Below are 23,033 nucleotides of genomic sequence, written 5' to 3' on the forward strand. Positions count from 1 at the left end.
GCGCTGCGGGGCGCACCGGCGCGCGCCAGGCTCGCGGGGCCGTGGGGCGCACCGGCGCGCGGCGCGCCCAAGGGCTGTGGGGCACGTCCCAGCGGGCAATACGGTCGACACGCTCCGCTCATCCCACGGCACAATGGGTCCATGCCGATACCCAGCCGTGCCGCTCTCGTCGACCACCTCGTCCGTTCACGTATCGCGGGAGACGTCGCCACCCCGCGCGACAACAACCTCGCCCACTACCGCAAGCTCGCCAACGGCGACCGGCACTTCTGGCTCGGCCTGGAGCTCGGGGACCGCTGGAGCGACGAGCAGGACGTGCTGGCCGTCATGGCGGAGCGGTGCGGTGTCAGCGACGACCCCGGACACCGGCAGGGTCAGGACACCATCGACCCCGAGCTGACCGTCGACGCGCTCGAGCGCATGGCCGCCCGGCTGCGCAAGGCGGCCGACGCGAAGGAGCGGGTGCTGTTCGCGACCGGGCACCCCGGCGGACTGCTGGACGTGCACCGCGCCACCGCCGCCGCGCTGCGGGCGGCCGGCTGCGAGATCGTGCGGATCCCGGGCGGTCTGATCGCCGACGAGGGCATGGTCTTCCAGTTCGCCGACGTCGCCATGCTGGAGCGCGGCGCGACCCTGTGGCACACCCACTCGCCGGCCCCGATGGCCGCGATCCTGGACGCCATGGCGCACGAGGGCAGGCCGCTGCCCGATCTCGTGGTCGCCGACCACGGCTGGGCGGGCTGCGCCGGCCAGCGCGGGCTGGACTCCATCGGATACGCGGACTGCAACGACCCGGCGCTGTTCATCGGCGAGGCGGAGGGCACCCTCCAGGTCACCGTCCCCCTCGACGACCACGTGACCGATCCGCGTTTCTACGACCCGATGACGGCGTACCTGCTCGACGCGGCGGGCCTCACCCACGAGCTGTGACACCGGCGGTGGCCCCCTGCGGCCGCCGCCGGCATCACGTCCTGGACCTCGCCGCGGCCCCCACCGCGGCCCCGCCGCGACCCCCGCCGGGGTCAGCGGCGCCAGAGGCCCCGCACCACGCAGTACGTCCCCGTGAGCAGCAGCAGGGAAAGCGCGCCCCGCAGGGCCAGCGCCAGGACGTACCGCCATCCGGTCCCGAGGTCGATCAACCGCTCGCGCAGGATCAGGAACAGCACCACCGAGCCGACGATCAGTACGGCTCCGCCGACGGTCCATACCGCCCGGGTGCCGGGCGAGGCATCCGCCCAGGCCGCGGTGCCGGCCGCGTCGTGCGCCGGCTCATCGGCGTACGACGGTTCCTCCTCGGCCTGCGGCACCGCACTCACTGATCCCTCCGGCGACGGCCCGGCGGCCCGGGCAGCGTGGTCCCGGGGGATGGTCAGCCCCCGGGGGATCCGGACGGGCGCTTGTGGCGTCCTAGGATCTGCATCCAGGCTCGCAGCAGCAGGCACGCCATCGCTCAGACCACAGGACGACCTTTGCACTACGACTTGAGGCCGCCGGTGCGTGTGCTCGTCGTCGACGACGAGGAACTGGTACGCACCGCGCTGCAACGGCTCCTCGACTCGGCCGACGCCGTCACCGTGGCCGCCACCTGCGACGGCGCCGACGCCCTCGAGGCGACCCGGCGGCTCGCCCCCGACGTGGTCCTGCTGGACATCGACATGCCGGGAGCCTTTGGCCTCGACGTGCTGCGGACCCTGCGGGCACTGCCCGCCCCGCCCGTCGTGGCCATGCTCACCGCCCTCGACCGCGCCGACCACGTCGAGCGCGCCCTGCGGGACGGCGCGTCCGGCTTCCTCCTCAAGACCACGGAACCGCGCCTGTTCGTCGACGCGGTGCGCCTCCTCGCCGCGGGCGGGGTGATCTGCACACCGCCGGGCAGCGCCGCCGTACTGGCCCGGTGCACGGCCGGTGTCCCCGCTCCCACGCCTCCCCGGAGCTCCGACGACCTCGCCGCTCTCACCCCACGGGAGCACGAGGTCCTCACCCTGATCGCGGCCGGCCTGTCCAACACCGACATCGCCACGCACCTCGGTATGGGAGTGACCACGGTCAAGACGCACATCGGCGCACTGAAGCGGAAGCTCGCCGTCACCAGCCGGGTCGGCCTCGCCGCGGTCGTCCACCGCGCCACGGGCGGACAGGGACCGGCATGAGCGCCCGGTACTGGGCCGGTCAGGCCCTCGTCGTCGCCGCCGCGGTCGCGGAGGCGCTGGCCACCCGGGTCTGGCTGGAGGACTGGATGGCCATCGGCGCGCTCGCCGTGGCGGGCCTGCTCGTCCTGCGCGGGCGCTTCCCCCGTACGGTCTTCGCCCTCACGCTGCCGACGCTCGCCACCGGCGTGCTGTGGCTGCCCGCCATGTGCGCGCTGCACGCCCTCGCCGCGTCCGAGCGCCGCCGCAGCGAGGTGGTCGCCGCGTCGGCCGCCGTCGCCGTCGTGGCGTTCGTGCCGTGGCGGGACCTGGACGGATACGCCTGGTCGCTGCCGGAGACCACCCTCGGCGTCCTGCTGGCCGGGCTGCTCGCCGTCGCCCCCGCCGCCCTCGGCCTGCTCGGCCGCGCCCGCGCCGAACTCGCCGCCCGCCTCGCCGAACTGGCGCTCTCCCGCGAACGTGAGCGCAGCTACGCCGCCGAGCAGGCCGCCCTGCGGGAACGCGAACGGCTGGCCCGGGACGTCCACGACACGGCCGCCCACCACCTGAGCCTGATCAGCCTGCGCTGCAGCGGGCTCGCCGCGACCGCCGACTCGGCCCCGTACCGGGAGGAGGCCGCGGCCCTCGGTGAGCTCAGCCGCCGCGCCGCGGCCGACCTGCGGCGGGCCATCCGCCACGACGGTCCGGGCCTCGCGCAGCTCCCGGAGCTTCTCGAGGCGGCGCGCGACCTCGTCGAGGCGGTGCACCTGGAACCGGGCGACTGCCCTCCGGCGGTCGAGCACGCCGCCTACCGCATCGTCCAGGAAGGGCTGACCAACATCCGTCGGCATGCCCCCGGCGCCGCCGCCCGTGTGACGGTGCGCCGCACCGGCCCCTCCCTGCTCGTCGCCGTGCACAACGACCCGCCGCCCGGCCCCTGTCCGCCCCCTGACCCCGGCGGTCACGGCCTTTCCGGCCTGCGCACCCGCACGGCGGCCCTCGGGGGCACCCTCACGGCCGGCCCGACCCCTGCCGGCGGCTTCGCCCTTGCCGCGACACTGCCGGTGCCGGCGGCCCCCGCTGCGTGAGCGGAACCCGCCGGTGCCCGGACGGGACCGGGCTCGGCGCAACGACCGCAACGACCCGGCCCCTGACCTCGAGCCCGGTGACACCGTGCCGTGGGTGTCCCGTTCGCCCGCGCGCCCGGGCGCTGCCCGGCGTGGAGACGGAAGGCGACGCGGTGACGCGTCGAAGGTGGTGTTCAACGGCGCACGCCCCGGCTGCCTGACCGCCGGCCGGGGCGTGCGTCGTGCGTGGTCAGCGCGGGACGCGGACCACGCCTTCCTGGATGACCGAGATCGCCAGCTGCCCGTCCTGGGTGTAGATACGGGCCTGGCCCAGGCCCCGGCCGCCGGAGGCGGACGGTGACTGCTGGTCGTACAGGAGCCATTCGTCGGCCCGGAACGGCCGGTGGAACCACATCGCGTGGTCCAGCGACGCTCCCACGACGTCCCCGACCGCCCAGCCGCCCCGCCCGTGGGCGAGCAGGACCGAGTCGAGCAGCGTCATGTCGGAGACGTACGTCGCGAGACAGACGTGCAGCAGGGAGTCGTCGGCGAGCTTGCCGTTCGCGCGGAACCAGACCTGGGAACGCGGCTCGCGCGGCCGGCCCGCCGTGGCGTACGGCGGCTCGTCCACGTAACGGAGGTCGACCGCCGCGCGTGCCTCGAGGAGCCGGTCCACCACGCCGGGGTCGACGAAGCGGTCCGCGTAGCGCGGGAGCAGCTCGGCGGCCGTCGGCAGCGATTCCGGGTCCGGCGCGTCGGGCATCTCCGCCTGGTGCTCCAGGCCCTCCTCGGGCGTCTGGAACGACGCGGAGAGGTGGAAGATCGGCTGGCCGTGCTGCACCGCGACCACCCGGCGGGTCGTGAACGACCGTCCGTCGCGGATGCGGTCGACCGTGTAGACGATCGGGGCGCCCGGGTCGCCCATGCGCAGGAAGTACGAGTGCAGGGAGTGCGCGGTGCGGTCCGCCGGGGCCGTCCGGCCCGCGGCGACCAGCGCCTGCGCGGCGACCTGGCCGCCGAAGACGCGGGGGACCACGGCCGAACGGGAACTTCCCCGGAAGATGTTCTGCTCGATCTGCTCCAGGTCGAGCAGATCGAGCAGTTCGTCGAGCGCTTGGTTCACGTCAGGGAACCTACAGGCCCATCGACTTGGCGATGATGGACTTCATGACCTCGCTGGTGCCGCCGTAGATGCGGTTGACGCGGTTGTCGGCGTACAGGCGGGCGATCGGGTACTCGTTCATGTAGCCGTAGCCGCCGTGCAGCTGGAGGCAGCGGTCGATCACGCGGTGGGCGACCTCGGTGCAGAACAGCTTCGCGGAAGCGGCCTCGGCGGCGGTCAGCTCGCCGGCGTCCAGCGCTTCCAGCGCGCGGTCGGCGACGGCCTCCGCGGCGTCCACCTCTGCCTGGCAGGCGGCCAGCTCGAACTTGGTGTTCTGGAACGAGGCGACCGGCTTGCCGAAGACCGTGCGGTCGGTCACGTACTGCTGGGCGAACCGGACGGCGGCCTTGGCCTGGGCGTACGCGCCGAACGCGATGCCCCAGCGCTCGGACGGCAGGTTCTGGCCGAGGTAGTAGAAGCCCTTGTTCTCCTCGCCGAGCAGGTCCTCGACCGGCACCTTGACGTCGACGAAGGCCAGCTCGGCGGTGTCGGAGGTGCGCAGGCCCAGCTTGTCCAGCTTGCGGCCGACGGAGTAGCCCTCGGACTTGGTGTCCACGGCGAACAGGGAGATGCCGAAGCGGCGGTCGTCCTCGCGCGGGGCGGACGTGCGGGCGCAGACGATCACACGGTCGGCGTGCACGCCGCCGGTGATGAAGGTCTTGGCGCCGTTGAGGACGTAGTGCGTGCCGTCCTCGGAGAGCTTGGCGGTGGTCTTCATGCCCGCGACGTCGGAGCCGGTGCCCGGCTCGGTCATCGCCAGCGCCCACATCTCCTCGCCGGTGACGAACTTCGTCAGGTAGCGCTTCTTCTGCTCATCGGTGGCGAGCAGCTTGATGTAGGGCAGGGCGAGCAGCACGTGCACGCCGGAGCCGCCGAACTGGACGCCCGCGCGGGAGGTCTCCTCGTAGAGGACGGCCTCGAACTTGTGCGTGTCCAGGCCCGCGCCGCCGAACTCCTCGGGCACGTTGATGCCGAAGATGCCCAGCTCACCGAGCTTGTGGTAGAAGTCGCGCGGCGCCTGGCCGGCAGCGAACCACTCGTCGTAGACGGGGACGACCTCGGCCTCGATGAAGGCGCGGATGGTGTCCCGGAACGCCTCGTGGTCCTCGTTGAATACGGTCCGGCGCACGGACGCCTCCTCGGTGACTGTGACTGTGTGGGCACGCTGCACATGGCTAAGCGCTTGCTCAGCCTAAGTTACCGGGGAGTTGTTGAAAGTGTCCATAGTGATGCTGAGCACGTACGCGCGTGACAACGCCCCGGCCGCACGGCCGGGGCGCTGTCGTTGTCGCGCTTCGGGCGCCCTCAGCAGGCGATGCCCTGCGAGCGCAGCCACGCGCACTGTGTTTCGCCGGACGTCCTGCCGCCGTCGTAGGCGCGGGGGTCCTTGTATCCGGGGCCGACCGGCTCGTTCTGCTCGAACACGCCGTCACCGTCGATGTCCCCGCCCTGGGGGTCGATCGTCCCTCCCGGGTTGAGGCAGTTCGGGCGGTCGGCGGGATCCGTGGTGCACACCTTCGCCGCGGCCTTTTCCGCCGAGGCGTTCTGGGCCGCCGCGTGCTGCGCCGTTGCCTGGGTCGCGAGGGCCTTCCCGAGCGAGGAGGTACCGACCTGCAAGGAGACCGCGGGAGGGCCGGCCGGTGATCGGGGGGTGGACGCCTCCGCCCCGCAGGCGGAGAGCGTCGAGAGCAGGCAGGTCACCAGAACGGCGGTGCCGGCGAGCGTGCCGGTCCTGCGGCGGGTTGCGTACATAGGATCCCCGATCCGGCCAATGGGTTATTTGTCCGTATGTGCGATGAACGCTACGGCGGCCCTCCCCGGCCGGTCAACGTTTCGGGGCCGCTCTTGTTTGCCCGGAGCGCTTCCGGTCCGCCCGTTCCGAGCCGTGTTCGGCGGCCACGGCTATCGCTACTACGGGCAGGACGTGCTCGCGCCCGCATGGGGTTGTCAGCCCGGCAGCGCCGGCGACGACCCCGGCTGGGGGTCCTCCGCGTCGTAGGCCGACAGTGCCGCCTGGCGGTGGTCGAGCAGTTCGGCGAGATCCTCGGCGGACAACCGCTCACGAGCGAGTTTCACCGTGGCGCGCCCTTCCAGGGCCGCCCACGCGTGCCGGGCGCGCTTGTTGGCACGGCAGCGGACGTCGCTGCGGAGGAAGCCCGCCCCGGCCGCGAAGCCGGCGGAGGCGAGGGCGAGAAGTGCGGCGGGGATGCGGGCGTCCGCCGTGGCGAGGCCGGCGGCTCCGGCGGTACCGGCGAGGAGGGCTGCCGGGAAGCCCAGGACGATGTGGGCCTTGGTCCAGAACTCGGCCCGGCGGTGGGCCAGTCGCTTCTGGTGCGTCGCCTCCTCCCGTAACCGCTCGATCTCGGCGCGCAGGCGGCGCTCGGGCCCGTCCGGGTCGAGAACCCTGGTTCCGTCAGCAGGAGTGACCATGCGGGAATTGCAACACACCTGTCGGGGAAGCGGATTGGTGCGTGCCGACAGCTTTCGGCCTCGCCGGTCGTGGACTTGTCACGGAACCGTGGACGCCGGGCCACCTACCCCTGCCGCAGCGCGAACCACAGCTCCATCCGGACGTCCACGTCGTCCAGGTCCGCGGCCAGCAGCGTCTCGCAGCGGCCGATGCGCTGGCGCACGGTGTTGCGGTGGATGTCCATCGCGGCGGCGGTGCGGTCCCAACTGCCGTGCAGGGAGAGCCAGGTCCGCAGCGTCTCGACGAGTGCGGGGGAGTCCGCGAGCGGGGCAAGACGCGCGCGGGCGTCTTTGGGGGTCAGCGGGCCGGGTTCGCGGTGGCGCACCAGCGGTTTGCGCGTCGCGAGCGCACGGCGCAGCGCCTGCGCCGCGTGTGTATCGGCGAGGGCGAGGTCCCGCGCCTCTGCGGGGGCGCTGACCCCGATCGTCCAGTCCGGCTGCGCCACGACGGCCGTGCTCGCGGGCAGCAGCAGCCGCACCGTCGTGCCGTCGGACGTCTCGACCAGGGAGGTGCCCAGCGTCGCCGCCAGCGCGGCCGCCGCGAACGGGGTGCCGTCGCCGCCCTGGGCGTGGACCACTGTCCAAGGGCCGGGGTCGAGGGAGCGCGCCGCCTCGGCGGGGCCCTCGCCGAGGAGAAGGCGGACCAGGGCCGCGTCCCGTACCGCGGAATCCGCGCCCCGTCGCGGGGCCGTCAGCAGTGAGAGCAGGACGACGGCCACCCCGGCGATCGTGTGGTTCCCCGGCTCATGGGTCTCGGACGCCACCCCCAGCGTCAGGCCGTCGGCGCCGCCGAGCGCGTACGCGGCGAGCCGCAGCCCCCCGCCGTCCCCGCTCGCCGACGCCGGTCCGCCCGGGCGCGGCCCCACCACCCCCGCCAGATCCGCGAGCGCCCGGCTCGCCGCGTCCGGGACCGAGCGGCCCGCGGCCGCCGACTCCGTACCGTCCGGGGCGAAGAGCACCGCACGTCCGCCGAGCCGTGAGGCCAGCGCGCCGAGCACCGCCGGGACCGGGGCCGGCCGGGCCGCGGCCGTCGCCAGCGACTGCTGCGCCTCGGTCACCCGCCGCAGTTCCTGGAGGCGCGCCTGGGCCATCAGCCGCCACAGTGCCCGGGCCACCGCCGTGAACGGAGTCTGCGGCGGCACCTCGACCAGCGGCAGGCCGAGGCGCGTGCACGCCTCGACGAGCTCCGCGGGGACGGTGTCGTACACCGGGGCCACGCCGAAGCCGAGGGCCGCCGCACCGGCCCCGACCACCCGTTCCACGTACCGTGCCGGGTCGTTGAGCTGTACGCCCGCCGTCAGCAGCAGTTCACCGCCGAGCAGGTACGGATACGGGTCCGCCATCTCCGAGGTGTGCACCCAGTGCACGGCGGCGTCCTCGGGGCCCGTGAGGAGCCGCAGCCCGAGGTCCCGGCGGGCGAGCAGGGCGGCGAGCGGGACCGGTGGCGCCGGCGGCGTGGATGCGGGCTCCTGAGCGGACATGGCGGTGGATCCTTCGTACATCCATCGTGCGAGCAGTGGATGAAACGTACACTTCAGCGTCTCTTTCCGGCCACCTACTGTCATGCCGTCCAGCGGCAGCGGGTACGGGCGGATGTCCCCGCGATCGGCCCTGGCACCTTTCCCCGCACGACACGCCACTGAGGTGAGCAGAGGAGGGCCCATGGCCGTCGACTACGCAGTCATCGTCCTGTACCTGGCCAGCATGCTGGCGATGGGCTGGTGGGGCATGCGCCGCGCCAGGTCCAAGAGCGAGTTCCTGGTCGCGGGCCGCCGCCTCGGCCCTTGGATGTACTCCGGAACCATGGCCGCCATCGTCCTCGGCGGCGCGTCCACCATCGGCGGCGTCGGACTCGGCTACAAGTACGGCCTCTCGGGCGCCTGGATGGTCTTCACCATCGGCCTCGGCCTGCTCGCGCTGTCCGTTTTCTTCTCCGCGCGGATCGCCCGACTGAAGGTCTACACGGTCTCCGAGATGCTCGACCTGCGCTACGGCGGCAGGGCCGGTGTGATCTCGGGCGTCGTCATGTGGGCGTACACGCTGATGCTCGCCGTCACCTCGACCATCGCCTACGCCACGATCTTCGACGTCCTCTTCGACCTGCCCCGGACCGCCGCGATCGTTCTCGGCGGCACGATCGTCGTCGCGTACTCGACCCTCGGCGGCATGTGGTCCATCACGATCACCGACATGGTGCAGTTCGTGGTGAAGACCATCGGCGTGCTGCTTCTGCTCCTGCCCATCGCCGTCGTCAAGGCGGGCGGATTCGCCGAGATGAAGGCGGCGCTGCCGACCGCGTACTTCGAGCCCCTCGGCATCGGCGGCGAGACGATCTTCACGTACGTCCTGATCTACACGTTCGGCATGCTCATCGGACAGGACATCTGGCAGCGGGTCTTCACGGCCCGCACCGACAAGGTCGCCAAGTGGGGCGGCACCGTCGCCGGTACCTACTGCCTCGTCTACGCCCTCGCCGGCGCCGTCATCGGCACGGCGGCCAAGGTGATCTACCCGAAGCTGCCCAGCGCCGACGACGCCTTCGCCACCATCGTCAAGGACGAGCTGCCGATGGGTGTGCGCGGCCTGGTGCTGGCCGCCGCGCTCGCCGCCGTCATGTCCACCTCCTCCGGCGCGCTCATCGCCTGCGCCACCGTCGCCAACAACGACATCTGGTCCCGGCTGCGCGGCCTCACCGCCAAGGCGGAGGGCGACCACGACGAGGTCAAGGGCAACCGCGTCTTCATCCTGATCATGGGCGTCGGCGTCATCCTCATCGCCATCGCCCTGGGCGACGTCGTCCAGGCCCTCACCGTCGCCTACAACCTGCTCGTCGGCGGCCTGCTGGTGCCCATCCTCGGCGGCCTGCTGTGGAAGCGCGGCACCGTGCAGGGAGCGCTCGCCGCGGTGGCCGTCGGCGGCCTCTCGGTGATCGGCCTCATGGCGGCGTACGGCATCCTGGCCAACCAGCCCGTCTACTACGGCCTGCTCGCCTCCCTCGCCGCGTACGTGGCCGTCAGCCTGGCCACCCGGCCCACCGACCCGGCCGTGCTCGCCCACTGGCGTGAGCGGCTGGCCGGCCGCGGCGGCGACACGGAGCCCAAGGCCCCGGCCGCCGAGGCCGCCCCGGTCCACAGCTAAAGTCGTACAAGCTTCTTAAAACGGCTTAAGCGCAACGAAGCGCAAGAAAGAAGGCATGTCACATGAGCAGCAACGAGCAGCCGCGCGGCCCCGTCGACTCCTCCCGCATCCCGCGGTACGCCGGACCCGCCACGTTCGCCCGGCTGCCCCGGCTCGACGAGGTCGGCCGCGCCGACGTCGCCGTCGTCGGCGTCCCCTTCGACTCCGGGGTCTCCTACCGTCCCGGTGCGCGCTTCGGCGGCAACGCCATCCGTGAGGCGTCGAGGCTCCTGCGCCCGTACAACCCGGCGCAGGACGCCTCGCCCTTCGCGCTCGCCCAGGTCGCCGACGCGGGTGACATCGCGGCCAACCCGTTCAACATCAACGAGGCCGTCGACACCATCGAGGCCGCCGCCGACGACCTGCTCGGAACCGGCGCCCGGATGATGACGCTCGGCGGCGACCACACCATCGCCCTGCCGCTGCTGCGTTCCGTCGCCAAGAAGCACGGACCGGTCGCCCTGCTGCACTTCGACGCGCACCTCGACACCTGGGACACCTACTTCGGCGCCGAGTACACCCACGGCACCCCGTTCCGCCGCGCTGTCGAGGAGGGCATCCTCGACACCGAGGCGCTGTCCCACGTCGGCACCCGCGGCCCGCTGTACGGCAAGCAGGACCTCACCGACGACGAGAAGATGGGCTTCGGCATCGTCACCTCCGCCGACGTTTACCGCCGGGGCGCCGACGAGGTCGCCGACCAGCTGCGGCAGCGCATCGGGGACCGCCCGCTGTACATCTCCATCGACATCGACTGCCTCGACCCGGCGCACGCCCCCGGCACCGGCACCCCCGAGGCCGGCGGCATGACCTCCCGCGAACTCCTCGAGATCCTGCGCGGCCTCGCGTCCTGCAACCTGGTCTCCGCCGACGTCGTCGAGGTGGCCCCGGCCTACGACCACGCCGAGATCACCTCCGTCGCCGCGTCGCACACCGCGTACGAGCTCACCACGATCATGTCCCGGCAGATCGCGGACGCGAGGAAGACGCGGTGACCCACGACCACGACCTGGTGCTGCGCCCCACCGCGGCCCAGACCGAGGCAGCCCTCGCCCCGCCTGCCGGACGCAACGGCGGCGACCTCGTCGTCGAGACCCTCTCCGGACTCGGCGCGACGACGGTCTTCGGCCTGCCGGGCCAGCACGCGCTCGGCATGTTCGACGCCCTGCGTCGATCGTCCCTGCGCTACGTCGGCCTGCGCGTGGAGAACAACGCCGGCTTCGCCGCCGACGCCTACGGCCGGATCACCGGCGAAGCGGCACCGCTGCTGCTGTCGACCGGGCCGGGCGCACTGATGTCCCTGGCCGCGCTCCAGGAGGCGGCCGCGGCGTCGGCGCCGGTGCTGGCGATCGGCAGCCAGGTGCCCTCCGCCGGGCTCGGCGGCGGCCGCCACGGCTATCTGCACGAACTGCGCGACCAGCAGGCGTCGTTCCGCGACATCGTCAAGTCCGTGCACGTCGTGCGCACCGCGTCCCAGATCCCGTCCGCGATCGCGGCCGCCTGGGAGTCGGCGCTGACCGCCCCGCACGGACCCGTGTGGGTCGAGATCCCGCAGGACGTCCTCCTCGCCGCGACCACCCTCCCGGTCGTCACCGCCATGGACGCCACGCCCGACGACGTCGTGCCTCGGCCCGAACTGACCGCCGTCGCCGCCGACCTGCTGTCGAACGCCACCCGGCCGGCGATCGTCGCGGGCGGTGGAGTCGTACGCTCCGACGCGTCCGGCAAGCTGCTAGCGCTCGCCGAGAAGCTCGACGCGCCGGTCGTCACCACCTTCGGCGGCAAGGGCGCCTTCCCCTGGGAGCACCCGCTCTCCCTCCAGTCCTGGCTGGAGGACCGCCACACGACCGACTTCCTGGAATCGGCGGACGTGCTGCTCGTCGTCGGCTCCGGCCTCGGCGAACTGTCCTCGAACTACCACACGTTCGCGCCGCGCGGCCGGGTGATCCAGATCGAGGCGGACCTCGGCAAGCTGGAGTCCAACCACCCGGCGCTCGGCATCCACGCGGACGCGCGCCTCGCACTGTCCGCCCTGCTCGAGACGGTGTCGGACCGCGAGGACCCGTCGGCCGCCACGTCCGTGCGGAACGTACTCGAGGCGGTCCGGGCCCGCATCGACTCCCAGGAACTCACCCTGGAGCAGCGGATCCTCGCCTCCGTGCGTGAGGCGCTGCCCGACGACTCGCCCAGCTTCTGGGACATGACGATCCTGGCCTACTGGGCCTGGTCGGCCTTCGACGCCCGCAGACCCAACACCATGCACTCGGCCCAGGGCGCCGGCGGCCTCGGCTACGGCTTCCCGGCCGCCCTCGGCGCGGCCGCCGCCGACCCTTCCCGGCCCGTCCTCGCCGTCTCCGGCGACGGCGGCGCGATGTACTCCCTCGCCGAACTGGCCACCGCCCGCCAGTACGGCCTGCCGGTCACGTGGCTGATCGTCGACGACGGCGGCTACGGCATCCTGCGCGAGTACATGACGGACGCCTTCGGCGAGGCCACCGCGACCGAGCTGGCCCGCCCGGACTTCGTGGCGCTGGCCGAGTCCTTCGGTGTGCCCGCGGTCCGCACGAGCCCCGAGTCCCTGTCGGAGGACCTGGCCAAGGCCTTCGCCAGGCCGGGCCCGTCGGTGGTCGTCCTCCCGGCGCTGCTGCGCATGTTCGCCCCGACGCACCTGTGACGACCGGCGCGGAGGCGGTGCCGGGCCGGGGCCCGGCCGGGGCTGGAGCCGGCCGGAAGTGACGCTGGGCCGGGGGCGGGGGCGCCCGGAGAGGCCCGGGGCCGGGCGGGGTCGTCGGCCGGCCAGGGGGCGTGACGGTGAAGCCCGGGGCGGGGCGGGGGTGACGGGCTGGGCCCGCCCGCGGCCGGGCGGGGGTGACAGGTTGGGCCCGCCCGCGGCCGGGCGCCGGGCGGGCGCGACGGTGAGGCCCGGGGCCGGCCGGACGGGACGGGCTGGGCCCGCGGCCGGGCGCCGTGCTCCGTCCCTTCGACCGGGCACCGGGGAAGCACGCGGCGGGGCCCGTGTCCGTCTCAGGTCCCGGGCCACTGGGGAAGCCTGCGCCCCGTGCCGTGCGGTATCGGCCTGCCGGTAACCGTCCCGGTTCCGCCACCCGCGCCCCCCCTCGCCGGGCGGCGGAGCCGGGTCAGGCCGGTGCGACGAAGCCCGACTCGTAGGCGGCGATGACCGCCTGTGTCCTGTCCCTCGCGCCCAGCTTGGCCAGCACCGCGCTGACATGGGTCTTGACGGTCTCCGTGCCGACGAACAACTGCGCCGCGATCTCCGAGTTGGAGAGCCCGCGTGCCATCAGCCGCAGCACGGCTGCCTCCCGCTCGGTCAGCGCGGCCCTTTCCATCGCCGTGCGGGCCGCCGAATTGCCGTACTCGGCGGCCAGTGACCGCACGGCCGCAGGGAACAGCAGCGACTCTCCCTCGGCGACCAGCCGCACCGCGTGCACGATCTCCGCCGGGCGGGCCCGCTTGAGCAGAAACCCGTCGGCGCCCGCGCGCAGCGCCTCGTACACGTACTCGTCGTTCTCGAAGGTCGTGACCACCAGGATCTTCGGTGGGTCGTCGACCGTGCGCAGCACGGCACGGGTCGCCTCGATGCCGTCCATCAGCGGCATCCGAACGTCCATCGCCACTACATCCGGCCGCAGTTGCCGCACCAGCGGGATCACCGAGGCCCCGTCTGCGGCCTCGCCGGCCACTTCGATGTCCGGCTGGGCCTCCAGCACGGCACGCAGCCCCGCCCGTACGAGAGGTTCGTCGTCGACAAGCAGCACGGTGATCGGCACCCAATCAGCGTATGCCGTCGAGCGGCAGCCCCACCTTGACCCTCCAACTGTCCTCGTGCGGACCGGTCGTGGCCTTTCCGCCGAGCAGCGCCGCACGCTCCCGTATACCGCGCAGCCCACTGCCGCGAGCGGCAGGAGTGACCGGGGCGGTCAGCGAGTTGACGACCTCCAGGTCGAGCCGGCCGTCGCTGACGGCGATCCGCACCCGCGTGGGCACCGGGCCCGCGTGCCGCAGCACGTTCGTCAGCGCTTCCTGGACGATGCGGTACCCCTCCCGTGACACCGGCCCCGGTACGAGCGTCAGCGGACCCGTCACCTCGGCCCGCACCTCCGCACCCGACGCCCGCGCCGACTCCAGCAGCCGGTCGGCGTCGGCGAGCGTGGGGCGGCTGCCGACCGGCTGGCCCGATTCGCGGAGCACGTCCAGCACCCGCTCCAGGTCGTCCAGCGCCGCGCGGCCCGTCTCCTCGATCGCCGCCAGAGCCCGCTCGGTGAACTCGGCGTCCCCCGCGGCCCGCGCCGCGCCCGCCTGCACCACCGCCACGGTCAGCGCGTGCCCGATCGAGTCGTGCAACTCCCGGGCGATGCGGTTCCGCTCCAGCAGCTGTTCGGTGCGCTCCTCCAAGGCGGTGAGCCGCTCGGCCGCTGACGTGCCCAGAAGGCGCAGGGCGATGGCGTTGATCAGCTCCCCGAGGCCCACCACGGCGGCGAGGAGCACCGCGAGGGGCAGTGGCGCCAGCAGCGCGTACCACCAGTGGCCGTCGCCTGAGGGCAGCGGGACGACGGAGTCCGACTCGGGCTGCTCGCCACCCGCGAAGCGGGCCAGGTCGACCGATGCGCCGAGCAGATTCACCGTCAGCATCCCCGTGAACAGGCCGAGGCCGAGGCGTATCTCCAGCCAGAGGGCCGTCCGCCACCGGTCCGCCCAGGTGACCGACGACGAGACGGCGATACCTGACGTGTCGTCCTTGTACCCGTACGGCGACAGCAGGAGCCGGGCCTGCAGCCCCTCCACCAGCCGCATCGCCGGGACGAACCCGAGCAGGCCGAGCGCGAGCACCGGCACGTACAGGTGCGACGTGTCGATGAACAGCCACACGCCCAGGACGACGGTGCCGATGAACAGATGCAGCCAGCGGGTGTAGGTGACCCGGCGGGTCAGCGGACGCAGAAAGCGGGATGCGTGGAGCATTCCGTCATCGTGCCAGCGGCACGGGCCGTGACGGCTCCCTCTCATGGGGGAGACGATCTCCTCCGGCGGGGGAGGCCGCCGGCCGGGCCCGACGGCGAGGCTGATGCCATGACCAGCATCGACGTCACACAACTCACGAAGGATTACGGCGACAGGCGCGCCGTGGACGGGCTCACGTTCAGCGTCCGCCCCGGCAAGGTCACCGGCTTCCTCGGTCCGAACGGCGCCGGGAAGTCGACGACCATGCGCCTCGTCCTCGGCCTGGACCGGCCCACGTCGGGCACGGCCACCATCGGCGGCCGCGCGTACGCGGAGATCGACGAGCCGTTGCGTCACGTGGGAGCCCTGCTCGACGCGCAGGCGGCCATGGGCTCCCGCACCGGCCGGGACCATCTGCGCATCCTCGCCGCGACGGCGCGGATACCGGCGCGGCGCGTGGACGACGTGCTGGAACAGGCAGGCATCGCGAGCGCCGCGGGCCGCCGCATCAGGACGTACTCGCTCGGCATGCGCCAGCGGCTCGGTATAGCGGCGGCCCTGCTAGGCGACCCGGCGGTGCTGATGCTGGACGAGCCGTCGAACGGGCTGGACCCCGAAGGCATCATCTGGATCCGGCAGCTGGTGCGGGAGCTGGCCGACGAGGGCAGGGCCGTCCTCGTCTCCAGCCATCTGATGAGCGAGACGGCCTCGTTCGCCGACCACCTGGTGGTGCTCGGCCGGGGCCGGCTGCTCGCCGACACCGCTATGCGGGAGTTCATCGACGCGTGGACGACACCACGGGTCCGGCTGCGCACCACCGAAGCCGACCGGCTGCGCGCACTCCTCACGGCGAGGGGACTGCACCCGGCAGAGGGTGAGGACGGCCGGTGGACCGTCGAGGGTGCCCGCGTCGAGGACATCGGGCCGCTCGCCGCCGAGGAGGGCATCCCGATTCTCGAACTGGCCGGCGAGGAGCCCTCGCTGGAGCACGCGTACCTCGCTCTCACGGCCGATGAGGCCGAGTACACGACCGCCCGGCCCGCCGCTGCTGCCCAGGAGGCCTGACCATGACGTCCCTCGTCCCCGTACTGCACTCCGAGTGGCTGAAGATCCGGTCCGTGCGCTCCCAGTGCGTCACGCTCTCCGCCGTCTTCGTGGCCACCACCTGCTTCTCGGTCCTGATGTGCGCGACAGTCGGCGCCGAGGAGGCTGCCGAGGCTGGCTTCGACCCCGTCCGCGCTTCGTTCTTCGGCCTCAACTTCGGCCAGATAGCGGCCATCTGCTTCGGCTCGATCGCCGTCGCCGGTGAGTACCGGGCCGGAGCCATCCGCGTATCACTGACCGCCGTCCCGCGCCGGGGCATGTTCTACGGGGCCAAGCTCACGGTCGTGGGCCTGCTGGCGCTCGCCGTCGGTCTGGTCACAAGTGCGACCTGTTTCGTCCTCGGGCAGGCCGCCCTGGGCGACCGCGGCGTGAGCATAGGCACGCCGGGCGCCTTGCGGGCCGTGGTGGGGTGCGGCCTCTACCTGGCGCTGATCACCCTGTTCGCAGCCGGGCTCGCGGCGGTGCTGCGCAGCGCGCCCGCGGTCATGGGCATCCTGATCCCGTTCCTGCTGATGCTGTCGTTCGTGCTCGGAGACGTATCGCAGGGCGGCGGCTGGGTGGACTTCCTCCCGGACCGCGCGGGCCAGCAGATCCTGCTCCAGAACCCGGACGGTCCTCTGAACGCCTGGACGGGGACGGGCGTGCTGGTGCTCTGGGTGGCGGCGGCGCTGTGGGTCGGCGGCCGGCGGCTGGCGCGACGGGACGCCTGAGGACGGCCCGGCGGCGCGCCATGAGCGGCCGCCGGCCGCCCGACGACTGCTGGGGTCACCGGCCTCCGGGTCCTCGTGGTCCTTGTGCATGGTCCGGCCTCACGGCCTCACGGCCTCACGGCCTCACGGCCTCACGGCCTCACGGCCGCCCGGCCTCACGGCCGCCCGGCCGAGAGGCGGCGGAAGGCCCCTCATGTGCCGCCACTGTCAGTGGTGGTGTCCGCGAACGAGTGGTGCTCGTGCGCGACGACCCACCGACCGTTCTCCTTGCGCAGCCCGACGGTGAGCCGCAGGCGGCTCTCGGGGTGCTCCGCCAGTTCCTCGGGCGTGCCGCAGCGCAGAAGCGCGTACGCGAATGCGGCCTCCCCGCCGACCGTGACGTCCAGTGACACGATCTCGAAGGAGGCACCTTGCGACTGCCACTCGAAGAACGGCGGCCACGTGTCGCGGTAGGCCTCGATGCCCCGGACACCGTCATGCGGCGGCGGCACGTCGAACATCACGATGTCGTCCGTGTGATCCGCGAGAACGTCCGGCAGGTCACCCCGGTGAACGGCGTCGGCCCATCGCTCGATCAGGTTCCGGATCTCTGCTTCGTCGTCGGCCATGGCGATTCACTCCCTGTGCCGGTGGGTGGTGCGGTACCCCGTACAAGGACAGACTCCCCGGCAGGGCACGATTCATCGCAGATCCGGTCCCACGAGGTCCGGCTCCGCGTCAGCCCTGAGAAGGGCCGGCTGCCGCCAGCACCTGCCGTAGGCCGGCTATGCCCGCCCGCCACGCCGGACCGGCGTCGGTCTCGTCCCAGAGCTCCACCAGCTCCGACGGCTCACTGAGCGTCCGGTCGAGTGCCTCGACCGCGAGCTTCCGCAGGTCGGCGGGCAGCGGGGGGACGGGCTCGTCCGGACCGTAGGGCGTCGTCACCGCCTCCCCGCCGGGGCACTGCGCGGCGATCAGCGCCGCGGCGGCCACCGCTTCGGCCGCTTCGTCGCTGTCCAGGTAGTCGTCGGTTCCGGCCACCCGCAGCAGCACCTCGCGCAGGATGCCGGGACGCTCGCTCTCGGCGGCGTCGTCCAGCGTGCCGGAGAAGTCCGCCGCGGTGTCGTTGTCGAAGTGGCCGATGTCCCAGGTTCCCATGGTGTCCCCCGTGTGCCCTCGTGCTGGTCGTGTGGTCGGCCGGTCCTCCGGCCGGTGGTCGGGTCCGTCGTCCGCCCGGCGGACCGCTCGTTGATGACGTCTCGGTCCTCTGCGTTCCGTGACGCACCGACATCGTGACAGGGAGCACCGACAGTCGGCCCGGAACGGCGGCCGGCCGACGCGGCGCGTTCCTTACGTCGCGGCCCCGGAAAACCGGAACGCGTGACAGGCGCCGCGACGGCTCACCAATCCCGCCATTCGCCCGCGATGTCGTCGCCGTCCATCCCGTGGCGTGCGGCCAGCGCGACGACGTCCACGCCGCGCTCGGAGAGGACGGTGTCGATGTACTCGCACAGGTCCTCGCGCTCGATCGTGCAGTACGCGCCGTGCTCAGCGTCGATGTCGTTCAGCGCGAGGACGACACGCCGCACCGCCGCGAGGACCGCCTCGTCACTCGCGGTCCCACCGAGATCGGCCGCTTCCGCCTCGTAGGCGCCGAGGACGGAGTCCGTCGCGGCCAGCAGTTGCGGTGTGTACGGCGTGCCGCTGTCGGCGTGCCGCGCTGCTTCCGCCCGCCACGCGGCCGTGGGCCTGATCGTCATGTGCGGACGGTAGCGCCCGCCACCGACAACGGGCGCCGGGTGGTCTCAGCCCTGGGACGCCAGATCGGGCGGTGTGCCCTGTGTCCAGGCCACACGCAGTGCGGTCGCCGAGATGCGCCAGCCGGCCGGGGTCCTGACGAGCTCGGACTCCGTGTGTCCGGCGGAGACGAAGACCTCTTCGGAGCCGTCCGCCAGGACGTGAGTGCTCAGCTGGGCGCCCCGGGCCGTGGCGCGGTCACCGTCGAGCTCGATCACCGTGTTGCTCCCCAGGTGCACGGTTCTCTCGAAGAGGCCCATCGCCCGCCGGACGGTCGCCAGGAGGGCGTCCCGCCCGCTGACCGTGCCGACAGGCATCTCGGCGGTGACGTCCTCGGTGTGGAAGGCACGGGCCCACTCCTCGTCGAGCGGCCCCTCGTCCAGGGACCGCAGATACCGGTCCAGCAGATCCGCGATCTCGGCCCGGTCGGTCAGGGCACGCAGCTCGCGCCGCATCTCTTCGATGCCGACGGCGGTGTCCGTGTGGATGTCGATGTCCATGTCCATGCCGGCGAGCCTGGTACGTCAAGCGTGCTTGAGGTCAAGGTCGGCGTGCGGGCCCGGTCCTAGGACCAGGGACCGGTCTTTGACGCGGACGGGCCGTGGAGGGATGAAATCCGTCGGCCGCCGCGTTGGTGCATTCCGGAAGATCAGGCCCGCGACCGGATCCGAGGATCAGGTACGAGGGCCCGCAGCGGTATCGACGGGGAGGCATCACGTGGCGGCGGCACCAGCAGCGCAAGGGTGGGCACGGCGGTTGTCCGGGTACGCATGGCGGTACCGGCTCAACGTCGTGCTCGCTCTCGGCTCGTCGCTGGGCGGCATGGCCGTCATGGCGCTCGTACCGTTGATCATCAAGGTCGTCATCGACGATGTGATCACGGCGCAGACACGCTCGCTGAACACCTGGACCGGGCTGCTGATCGCCGCCGCCCTCGCCGTCTACGTCATGACGTACATCCGGCGCTACTACGGCGGGCGGCTCGCCCTCGATGTGCAGCACGACCTGCGCACCGACATGTACGGGACGATCACCCGCCTCGACGGGCGGCGGCAGGACGAGCTGTCCACCGGGCAGGTCGTCGGCCGGGCCACCAGTGACCTGCAGCTGATCCAGGGGCTGCTCTTCATGCTCCCGATGACCATCGGGAACTTCGTGCTGTTCGGCATCTCCCTCGTCGTCATGGCGTGGCTGTCGCTCCCGCTGACCCTGATCGCGCTCGCCGTCGCCCCCGCCCTGTGGTTCATCGCCAAGCGCAGCCGTACCCGGCTGCACCCGGCCACCTGGTACGCGCAGAGCCAGGCGGCGGCCGTCGCAGGAGTGGTCGACGGGGCCGTCAGCGGTGTGCGCGTCGTCAAGGGCTTCGGGCAGGAGGAGCAGGAGACGCAGAAGCTGCGGGAGGTGAGCAGGAAGCTCTTCGCGGGGCGGATGCGCACCATCCGGCTGAACTCGAAGTACACGCCCGCGCTGCAGTCCGTCCCGGCCCTCGGGCAGGTCGCCATGCTGGCGCTGGGCGGCTGGCTGGCCACGAAGGGCGACATCACGCTCGGTACGTTCGTCGCCTTCTCCGCGTACCTCGCGCAGCTCGTGGGCCCGGTGCGGATGCTGGCCATGGTGCTGACCGTCGCCCAGCAGGCCAGGGCCGGTGTGGAGCGGGTCTTCGACCTGATCGACACGCGGCCCGGCATCAAGGACGGAACGAAGGAGCTGCCGGCCGACGCCCCGGCCACCGTCGAGTTCGACGACGTGAGCTTCGAGTACGCGGAGGGCAAGCCGGTCCTCGACGGGTTCTCGCTGGAGATCGCCGCCGGCGAGACCGTGGCCGTCGTCGGCTCGTCAGGCAGTGGCAAGTCCACCGTCTCGCTGCTGCTTCCCCGCTTCTACGACGCCACCCGCGGCGCCGTACTGGTCGGCGGCCACGATGTACGGGAGCTGACGTTCGACTCGCTTCGGGCGGCCATCGGCCTCGTACCGGAGGACAGCTTCCTCTTCTCGGACACCGTCCGGGCCAACATCGCGTACGGGCACCCGGAAGCCACCCAGGAGGAGATCGAGAACGCGGCCCGCGCCGCCCAGGCGGACGGTTTCATCGCCGAGCTCCCCGAGGGCTACGACACCAAGGTCGGCGAGCACGGCCTCACCCTCTCCGGCGGCCAGCGCCAGCGCATCGCGCTCGCCCGCGCCATCCTCACGGACCCCCGGCTGCTGCTCCTCGACGACGCCACCTCGGCCGTCGACGCCCGCGTCGAGCACGAGATCCACGAAGCGCTCAAGCACGTCATGGCGGGGCGTACGACGCTGCTGATCGCCCACCGCCGTTCCACGCTGAACCTCGCCGACCGCATCGCCGTGCTCGACGGCGGCCGGCTCGCCGACATCGGCACGCACCAGGAGCTGGAGCAGCGCTGCGCGCTGTACCGGCGGCTGCTGACCGACCCGGACGAGCTGGGCGGCGTCTCGCCCGGCCACATCGTCCGGCAGCCGGCCTTGGAACCGGACGAGGACCGCACCGTACGCGACGAGCTCGACGCCGAGTTCGACGTGGAGCGCGGCATCACGCCGCGGCTGTGGGTGCGGGACGAGAACGCGGAGGAGGCGAAGGAGGAGCCGGGCGCGACACCCGAGCTGCTGGCCCAGGTGGAGGCGCTGCCGCCGGCCACCGACACCCCCGACATCGACGAGGAGCGCGCCACCCGCCCGGAGCCCTCGGGCGCGGCCGCCGGCGAGGGCGGCAGGCTGCGGGGCGTGCTGAGCGGGTTCGGGCTGCCGCTGCTGGTCAGCCTCGGTCTGGTCGCCGTCGACGCCGGCATGGGCCTGCTGCTGCCGATACTGATCCGGCACGGCATCGACGAGGGAGTCGAGCAGGTGGCGCTCGGCGCCGTGTGGGCGGCCTCGCTGCTCGCGCTGGCGACCGTGCTGGTCCAGTGGGCGGCGCAGATCGGCGAGACCCGGATGACGGGCCGCACCGGTGAGCGGGTGCTCTACTCGCTCCGTCTGAAGATCTTCGCGCAGCTCCAGCGCCTCGGTCTCGACTACTACGAGCGTGAGCTCACCGGCCGCATCATGACGCGGATGACGACGGACGTGGACGCGCTGTCCACGTTTCTCCAGACGGGCCTGGTCACCGCGTTCGTCTCGGTCGTCACCTTCTTCGGCATCATGGTCGCCCTCGTCGTCATCGACGTGGAACTCGCCCTGGTCGTCTTCGCGACGCTGCCGGTCCTGATCGTCGGCACGTACTTCTTCCGCAAGCAGAGCGTCAAGGCGTACGAACTGGCCCGCGAACGCATCAGCGTCGTCAACGCCGACCTCCAGGAGTCCGTCGCCGGACTGCGGATCGTGCAGGCGTTCCGCCGGGAGCGCACCGGCCGGGAAGCCTTCGCGGCCCGCAGCGACAGCTACCGCCAGGCCCGGGTCCGCGGCCAGTGGCTGATCTCGATCTACTTCCCGTTCGTGCAGCTGCTGTCGTCGGTGGCCACCGCCGCCGTCCTGATCGTGGGCGCCGGCCGGATCGAGGCGGGCACCCTCACTACGGGTGCGCTGGTCGCCTACCTGCTCTACATCGACCTGTTCTTCGCGCCGGTGCAGCAGCTCTCGCAGGTCTTCGACGGCTACCAGCAGGCGGCGGTCTCGCTGCGCCGTGTGCAGGAGCTGCTGCGTGAGCCTGCCTCGACCGTCGTGCCGTCCGAGCCGCACCCGGTGCGGGCGCTGCGCGGCGACATCGGCTTCGAGGACGTGTCGTTCGCCTACGGGGACGACGAGGAGGCGCTCACCGGCGTCGATCTGCGTATCCCGGCCGGGCAGACCGTCGCCTTCGTGGGCGAGACGGGCGCCGGCAAGTCGACGCTGGTCAAGCTCGTGGCACGCTTCTACGACCCCACGGGCGGCCGGGTCACCGTCGACGGCAAGGACGTGCGCGAGCTGGACCTGACCGCGTACCGGCACCGCCTCGGCGTCGTCCCGCAGGAGGCGTACCTCTTCTCCGGCACCGTCCGTGACGCCATCGCCTACGGCCGCCCCGGCGCGAGCGACGCCGAGGTGGAGGCGGCCGCGCGTGCGGTCGGCGCGCACGACATGATCGCCACCCTCGACGGCGGCTACCTGCACGAGGTCTCCGAGCGGGGCCGCAACCTCTCCGCGGGGCAGCGTCAGCTGATCGCGCTCGCCCGCGCCGAACTCGTCGACCCGGACGTGCTGTTGCTCGACGAGGCGACGGCCGCGCTCGACCTGGCGACGGAGGCGCAGGTGAACCAGGCGACGGACCGGCTGACCGGCCGGCGCACGACCCTCGTCGTCGCCCACCGGCTGACCACCGCCGCCCGCGCGGACCGCGTGGTCGTGATGGACCACGGCCGGGTCGCGGAGGACGGCACCCACGACGAACTGCTCGCCCTGGACGGCCGCTACGCCGCCCTGTGGCGCACGTTCGTCGGCGAGGGCACGGAGGACATAGGGGAGGACGAGCCCGCGACGGTGTGACGCC

The 23,033-nt window shown here is 72.6% G+C and carries 21 protein-coding genes; 9 read left to right on the plus strand and 12 right to left on the minus strand.

All coding sequences use genetic code 11. The features are described 5' to 3' along the window. Positions 1-141: 141 nt before the first annotated feature. Positions 142-930, plus strand: a complete 789-nt coding sequence (locus SPRI_RS23655; RefSeq protein WP_005317293.1) for a phosphatase — start codon at positions 142-144, stop codon at positions 928-930. A 92-nt stretch (positions 931-1,022) separates the two neighbouring features. On the opposite strand, the gene SPRI_RS23660 is transcribed toward SPRI_RS23655, so the two are convergent. Further along, a complete protein-coding gene (locus tag SPRI_RS23660) occupies positions 1,023-1,316 on the minus strand; it encodes a hypothetical protein (protein WP_037774607.1) in 294 nt (97 codons plus the stop codon). Between the two features lie 153 nt (positions 1,317-1,469). On the opposite strand from SPRI_RS23660, the gene SPRI_RS23665 reads away from it, so the two are divergent. After that, positions 1,470-2,150 carry a response regulator gene (locus tag SPRI_RS23665; RefSeq protein WP_234020419.1) on the plus strand — a complete coding sequence of 227 codons (681 nt, stop codon included), beginning with the start codon at positions 1,470-1,472 and terminating at the stop codon, positions 2,148-2,150. Continuing rightward, complete coding sequence (locus tag SPRI_RS23670) at positions 2,147-3,214, plus strand: sensor histidine kinase (protein ID WP_053557270.1); 1,068 nt, start codon at positions 2,147-2,149, stop codon at positions 3,212-3,214. Before SPRI_RS23665 ends, SPRI_RS23670 begins: the two co-directional genes overlap by 4 nt. 229 nt (positions 3,215-3,443) lie before the next feature. Here SPRI_RS23670 and tesB read toward each other — a convergent pair whose 3' ends face one another. The 5 genes from tesB to SPRI_RS23695 all read right to left on the minus strand — a co-directional run bounded on the left by tesB (position 3,444) and on the right by SPRI_RS23695 (position 8,305). Further along, positions 3,444-4,316, minus strand: coding sequence for an acyl-CoA thioesterase II (gene tesB, locus SPRI_RS23675; RefSeq protein WP_005317298.1), 873 nt, complete (start codon positions 4,314-4,316; stop codon positions 3,444-3,446). Positions 4,317-4,326: 10 nt separating this feature from the next. Further along, positions 4,327-5,484 (minus strand): acyl-CoA dehydrogenase family protein, encoded by a 1,158-nt coding sequence (locus SPRI_RS23680; protein WP_005317299.1) that lies wholly within the window; start codon positions 5,482-5,484, stop codon positions 4,327-4,329. A 176-nt stretch (positions 5,485-5,660) separates the two neighbouring features. After that, complete coding sequence (locus SPRI_RS38125) at positions 5,661-6,107, minus strand: hypothetical protein (protein ID WP_005317300.1); 447 nt, start codon at positions 6,105-6,107, stop codon at positions 5,661-5,663. A gap of 195 nt (positions 6,108-6,302) precedes the next feature. After that, positions 6,303-6,785 carry a hypothetical protein gene (locus SPRI_RS23690; RefSeq protein WP_037774609.1) on the minus strand — a complete coding sequence of 161 codons (483 nt, stop codon included), beginning with the start codon at positions 6,783-6,785 and terminating at the stop codon, positions 6,303-6,305. Between the two features lie 104 nt (positions 6,786-6,889). Beyond that, complete coding sequence (locus SPRI_RS23695; RefSeq protein WP_238996249.1) at positions 6,890-8,305, minus strand: PucR family transcriptional regulator; 1,416 nt, start codon at positions 8,303-8,305, stop codon at positions 6,890-6,892. 181 nt (positions 8,306-8,486) lie between these two features. Between SPRI_RS23695 and SPRI_RS23700 the strand changes: the two genes are divergently transcribed. The 3 genes from SPRI_RS23700 (at position 8,487) to SPRI_RS23710 (ending at position 12,675) form a co-directional block, all read left to right on the plus strand. Beyond that, positions 8,487-9,962 carry a sodium:solute symporter family protein gene (locus tag SPRI_RS23700; RefSeq protein ID WP_005317321.1) on the plus strand — a complete coding sequence of 492 codons (1,476 nt, stop codon included), beginning with the start codon at positions 8,487-8,489 and terminating at the stop codon, positions 9,960-9,962. Positions 9,963-10,024: 62 nt separating this feature from the next. Further along, on the plus strand, positions 10,025-10,996 hold the full coding sequence (speB, locus tag SPRI_RS23705; RefSeq protein ID WP_005317323.1) for an agmatinase: 972 nt from the start codon (positions 10,025-10,027) through the stop codon (positions 10,994-10,996). Further along, positions 10,993-12,675: a thiamine pyrophosphate-binding protein gene (locus SPRI_RS23710; RefSeq protein WP_053557271.1), complete on the plus strand. Its 1,683-nt coding sequence runs from the start codon at positions 10,993-10,995 to the stop codon at positions 12,673-12,675. The genes speB and SPRI_RS23710 overlap by 4 nt, the downstream gene beginning before the upstream one ends. Before the next feature lie 463 nt (positions 12,676-13,138). Here SPRI_RS23710 and SPRI_RS23715 read toward each other — a convergent pair whose 3' ends face one another. Together SPRI_RS23715 and SPRI_RS23720 are read right to left on the minus strand one after the other, a co-directional pair. Continuing rightward, on the minus strand, positions 13,139-13,789 hold the full coding sequence (locus SPRI_RS23715) for a response regulator transcription factor (protein WP_037774612.1): 651 nt from the start codon (positions 13,787-13,789) through the stop codon (positions 13,139-13,141). 4 nt (positions 13,790-13,793) lie between these two features. After that, entirely contained in the window at positions 13,794-14,981 is a 1,188-nt protein-coding gene (locus SPRI_RS23720; protein ID WP_005317331.1) for a sensor histidine kinase, read from the minus strand. Positions 14,982-15,089: 108 nt separating this feature from the next. Here SPRI_RS23720 and SPRI_RS23725 point away from each other — a divergent pair, with 108 nt between their 5' ends. Further along, complete coding sequence (locus SPRI_RS23725; RefSeq protein WP_005317334.1) at positions 15,090-16,025, plus strand: ABC transporter ATP-binding protein; 936 nt, start codon at positions 15,090-15,092, stop codon at positions 16,023-16,025. Between the two features lie 2 nt (positions 16,026-16,027). Beyond that, positions 16,028-16,774, plus strand: a complete 747-nt coding sequence (locus SPRI_RS23730; RefSeq protein ID WP_310650505.1) for an ABC transporter permease — start codon at positions 16,028-16,030, stop codon at positions 16,772-16,774. A 191-nt stretch (positions 16,775-16,965) separates the two neighbouring features. On the opposite strand, the gene SPRI_RS23735 is transcribed toward SPRI_RS23730, so the two are convergent. The 4 genes from SPRI_RS23735 to SPRI_RS23750 all read right to left on the minus strand — a co-directional run bounded on the left by SPRI_RS23735 (position 16,966) and on the right by SPRI_RS23750 (position 19,056). Further along, the gene (locus SPRI_RS23735) at positions 16,966-17,382 is read right to left on the minus strand and encodes a YybH family protein (protein ID WP_005317341.1); all 417 of its coding nucleotides are present in this window, start codon (positions 17,380-17,382) and stop codon (positions 16,966-16,968) included. A gap of 109 nt (positions 17,383-17,491) precedes the next feature. After that, a complete protein-coding gene (locus tag SPRI_RS23740; protein WP_005317344.1) occupies positions 17,492-17,911 on the minus strand; it encodes a DUF4259 domain-containing protein in 420 nt (139 codons plus the stop codon). A 242-nt stretch (positions 17,912-18,153) separates the two neighbouring features. Next, positions 18,154-18,513, minus strand: coding sequence for a hypothetical protein (locus SPRI_RS23745; RefSeq protein ID WP_005317347.1), 360 nt, complete (start codon positions 18,511-18,513; stop codon positions 18,154-18,156). Between the two features lie 45 nt (positions 18,514-18,558). Beyond that, a complete protein-coding gene (locus SPRI_RS23750; protein ID WP_005317350.1) occupies positions 18,559-19,056 on the minus strand; it encodes a nuclear transport factor 2 family protein in 498 nt (165 codons plus the stop codon). A gap of 211 nt (positions 19,057-19,267) precedes the next feature. Between SPRI_RS23750 and SPRI_RS23755 the strand changes: the two genes are divergently transcribed. Further along, entirely contained in the window at positions 19,268-23,029 is a 3,762-nt protein-coding gene (locus SPRI_RS23755; protein ID WP_053557273.1) for an ABC transporter ATP-binding protein, read from the plus strand. The last annotated feature ends 4 nt before the right edge of the window (positions 23,030-23,033 follow it).

Origin of the sequence: Streptomyces pristinaespiralis (assembly GCF_001278075.1) — a bacterium.
Taxonomy (GTDB): domain Bacteria; phylum Actinomycetota; class Actinomycetes; order Streptomycetales; family Streptomycetaceae; genus Streptomyces; species Streptomyces pristinaespiralis.

Excerpts from the sequence above, each read along its gene's own strand:
- SPRI_RS23655 (WP_005317293.1), top strand. The coding sequence starts at position 142 with ATGCCGATACCCAGCCGTGCCGCTCTCGTCGACCACCTCGTCCGTTCA.
- SPRI_RS23670 (WP_053557270.1), top strand. The coding sequence starts at position 2,147 with ATGAGCGCCCGGTACTGGGCCGGTCAGGCCCTCGTCGTCGCCGCCGCG.
- SPRI_RS38125 (WP_005317300.1), bottom strand. The coding sequence starts at position 6,107 with ATGTACGCAACCCGCCGCAGGACCGGCACGCTCGCCGGCACCGCCGTT.
- SPRI_RS23690 (WP_037774609.1), bottom strand. The coding sequence starts at position 6,785 with ATGGTCACTCCTGCTGACGGAACCAGGGTTCTCGACCCGGACGGGCCC.
- SPRI_RS23695 (WP_238996249.1), bottom strand. The coding sequence starts at position 8,305 with ATGTCCGCTCAGGAGCCCGCATCCACGCCGCCGGCGCCACCGGTCCCG.
- SPRI_RS23700 (WP_005317321.1), top strand. The coding sequence starts at position 8,487 with ATGGCCGTCGACTACGCAGTCATCGTCCTGTACCTGGCCAGCATGCTG.
- speB (WP_005317323.1), top strand. The coding sequence starts at position 10,025 with ATGAGCAGCAACGAGCAGCCGCGCGGCCCCGTCGACTCCTCCCGCATC.
- SPRI_RS23720 (WP_005317331.1), bottom strand. The coding sequence starts at position 14,981 with ATGCTCCACGCATCCCGCTTTCTGCGTCCGCTGACCCGCCGGGTCACC.
- SPRI_RS23725 (WP_005317334.1), top strand. The coding sequence starts at position 15,090 with ATGACCAGCATCGACGTCACACAACTCACGAAGGATTACGGCGACAGG.
- SPRI_RS23730 (WP_310650505.1), top strand. The coding sequence starts at position 16,028 with ATGACGTCCCTCGTCCCCGTACTGCACTCCGAGTGGCTGAAGATCCGG.
- SPRI_RS23735 (WP_005317341.1), bottom strand. The coding sequence starts at position 17,382 with ATGGCCGACGACGAAGCAGAGATCCGGAACCTGATCGAGCGATGGGCC.
- SPRI_RS23740 (WP_005317344.1), bottom strand. The coding sequence starts at position 17,911 with ATGGGAACCTGGGACATCGGCCACTTCGACAACGACACCGCGGCGGAC.
- SPRI_RS23745 (WP_005317347.1), bottom strand. The coding sequence starts at position 18,513 with ATGACGATCAGGCCCACGGCCGCGTGGCGGGCGGAAGCAGCGCGGCAC.
- SPRI_RS23750 (WP_005317350.1), bottom strand. The coding sequence starts at position 19,056 with ATGGACATGGACATCGACATCCACACGGACACCGCCGTCGGCATCGAA.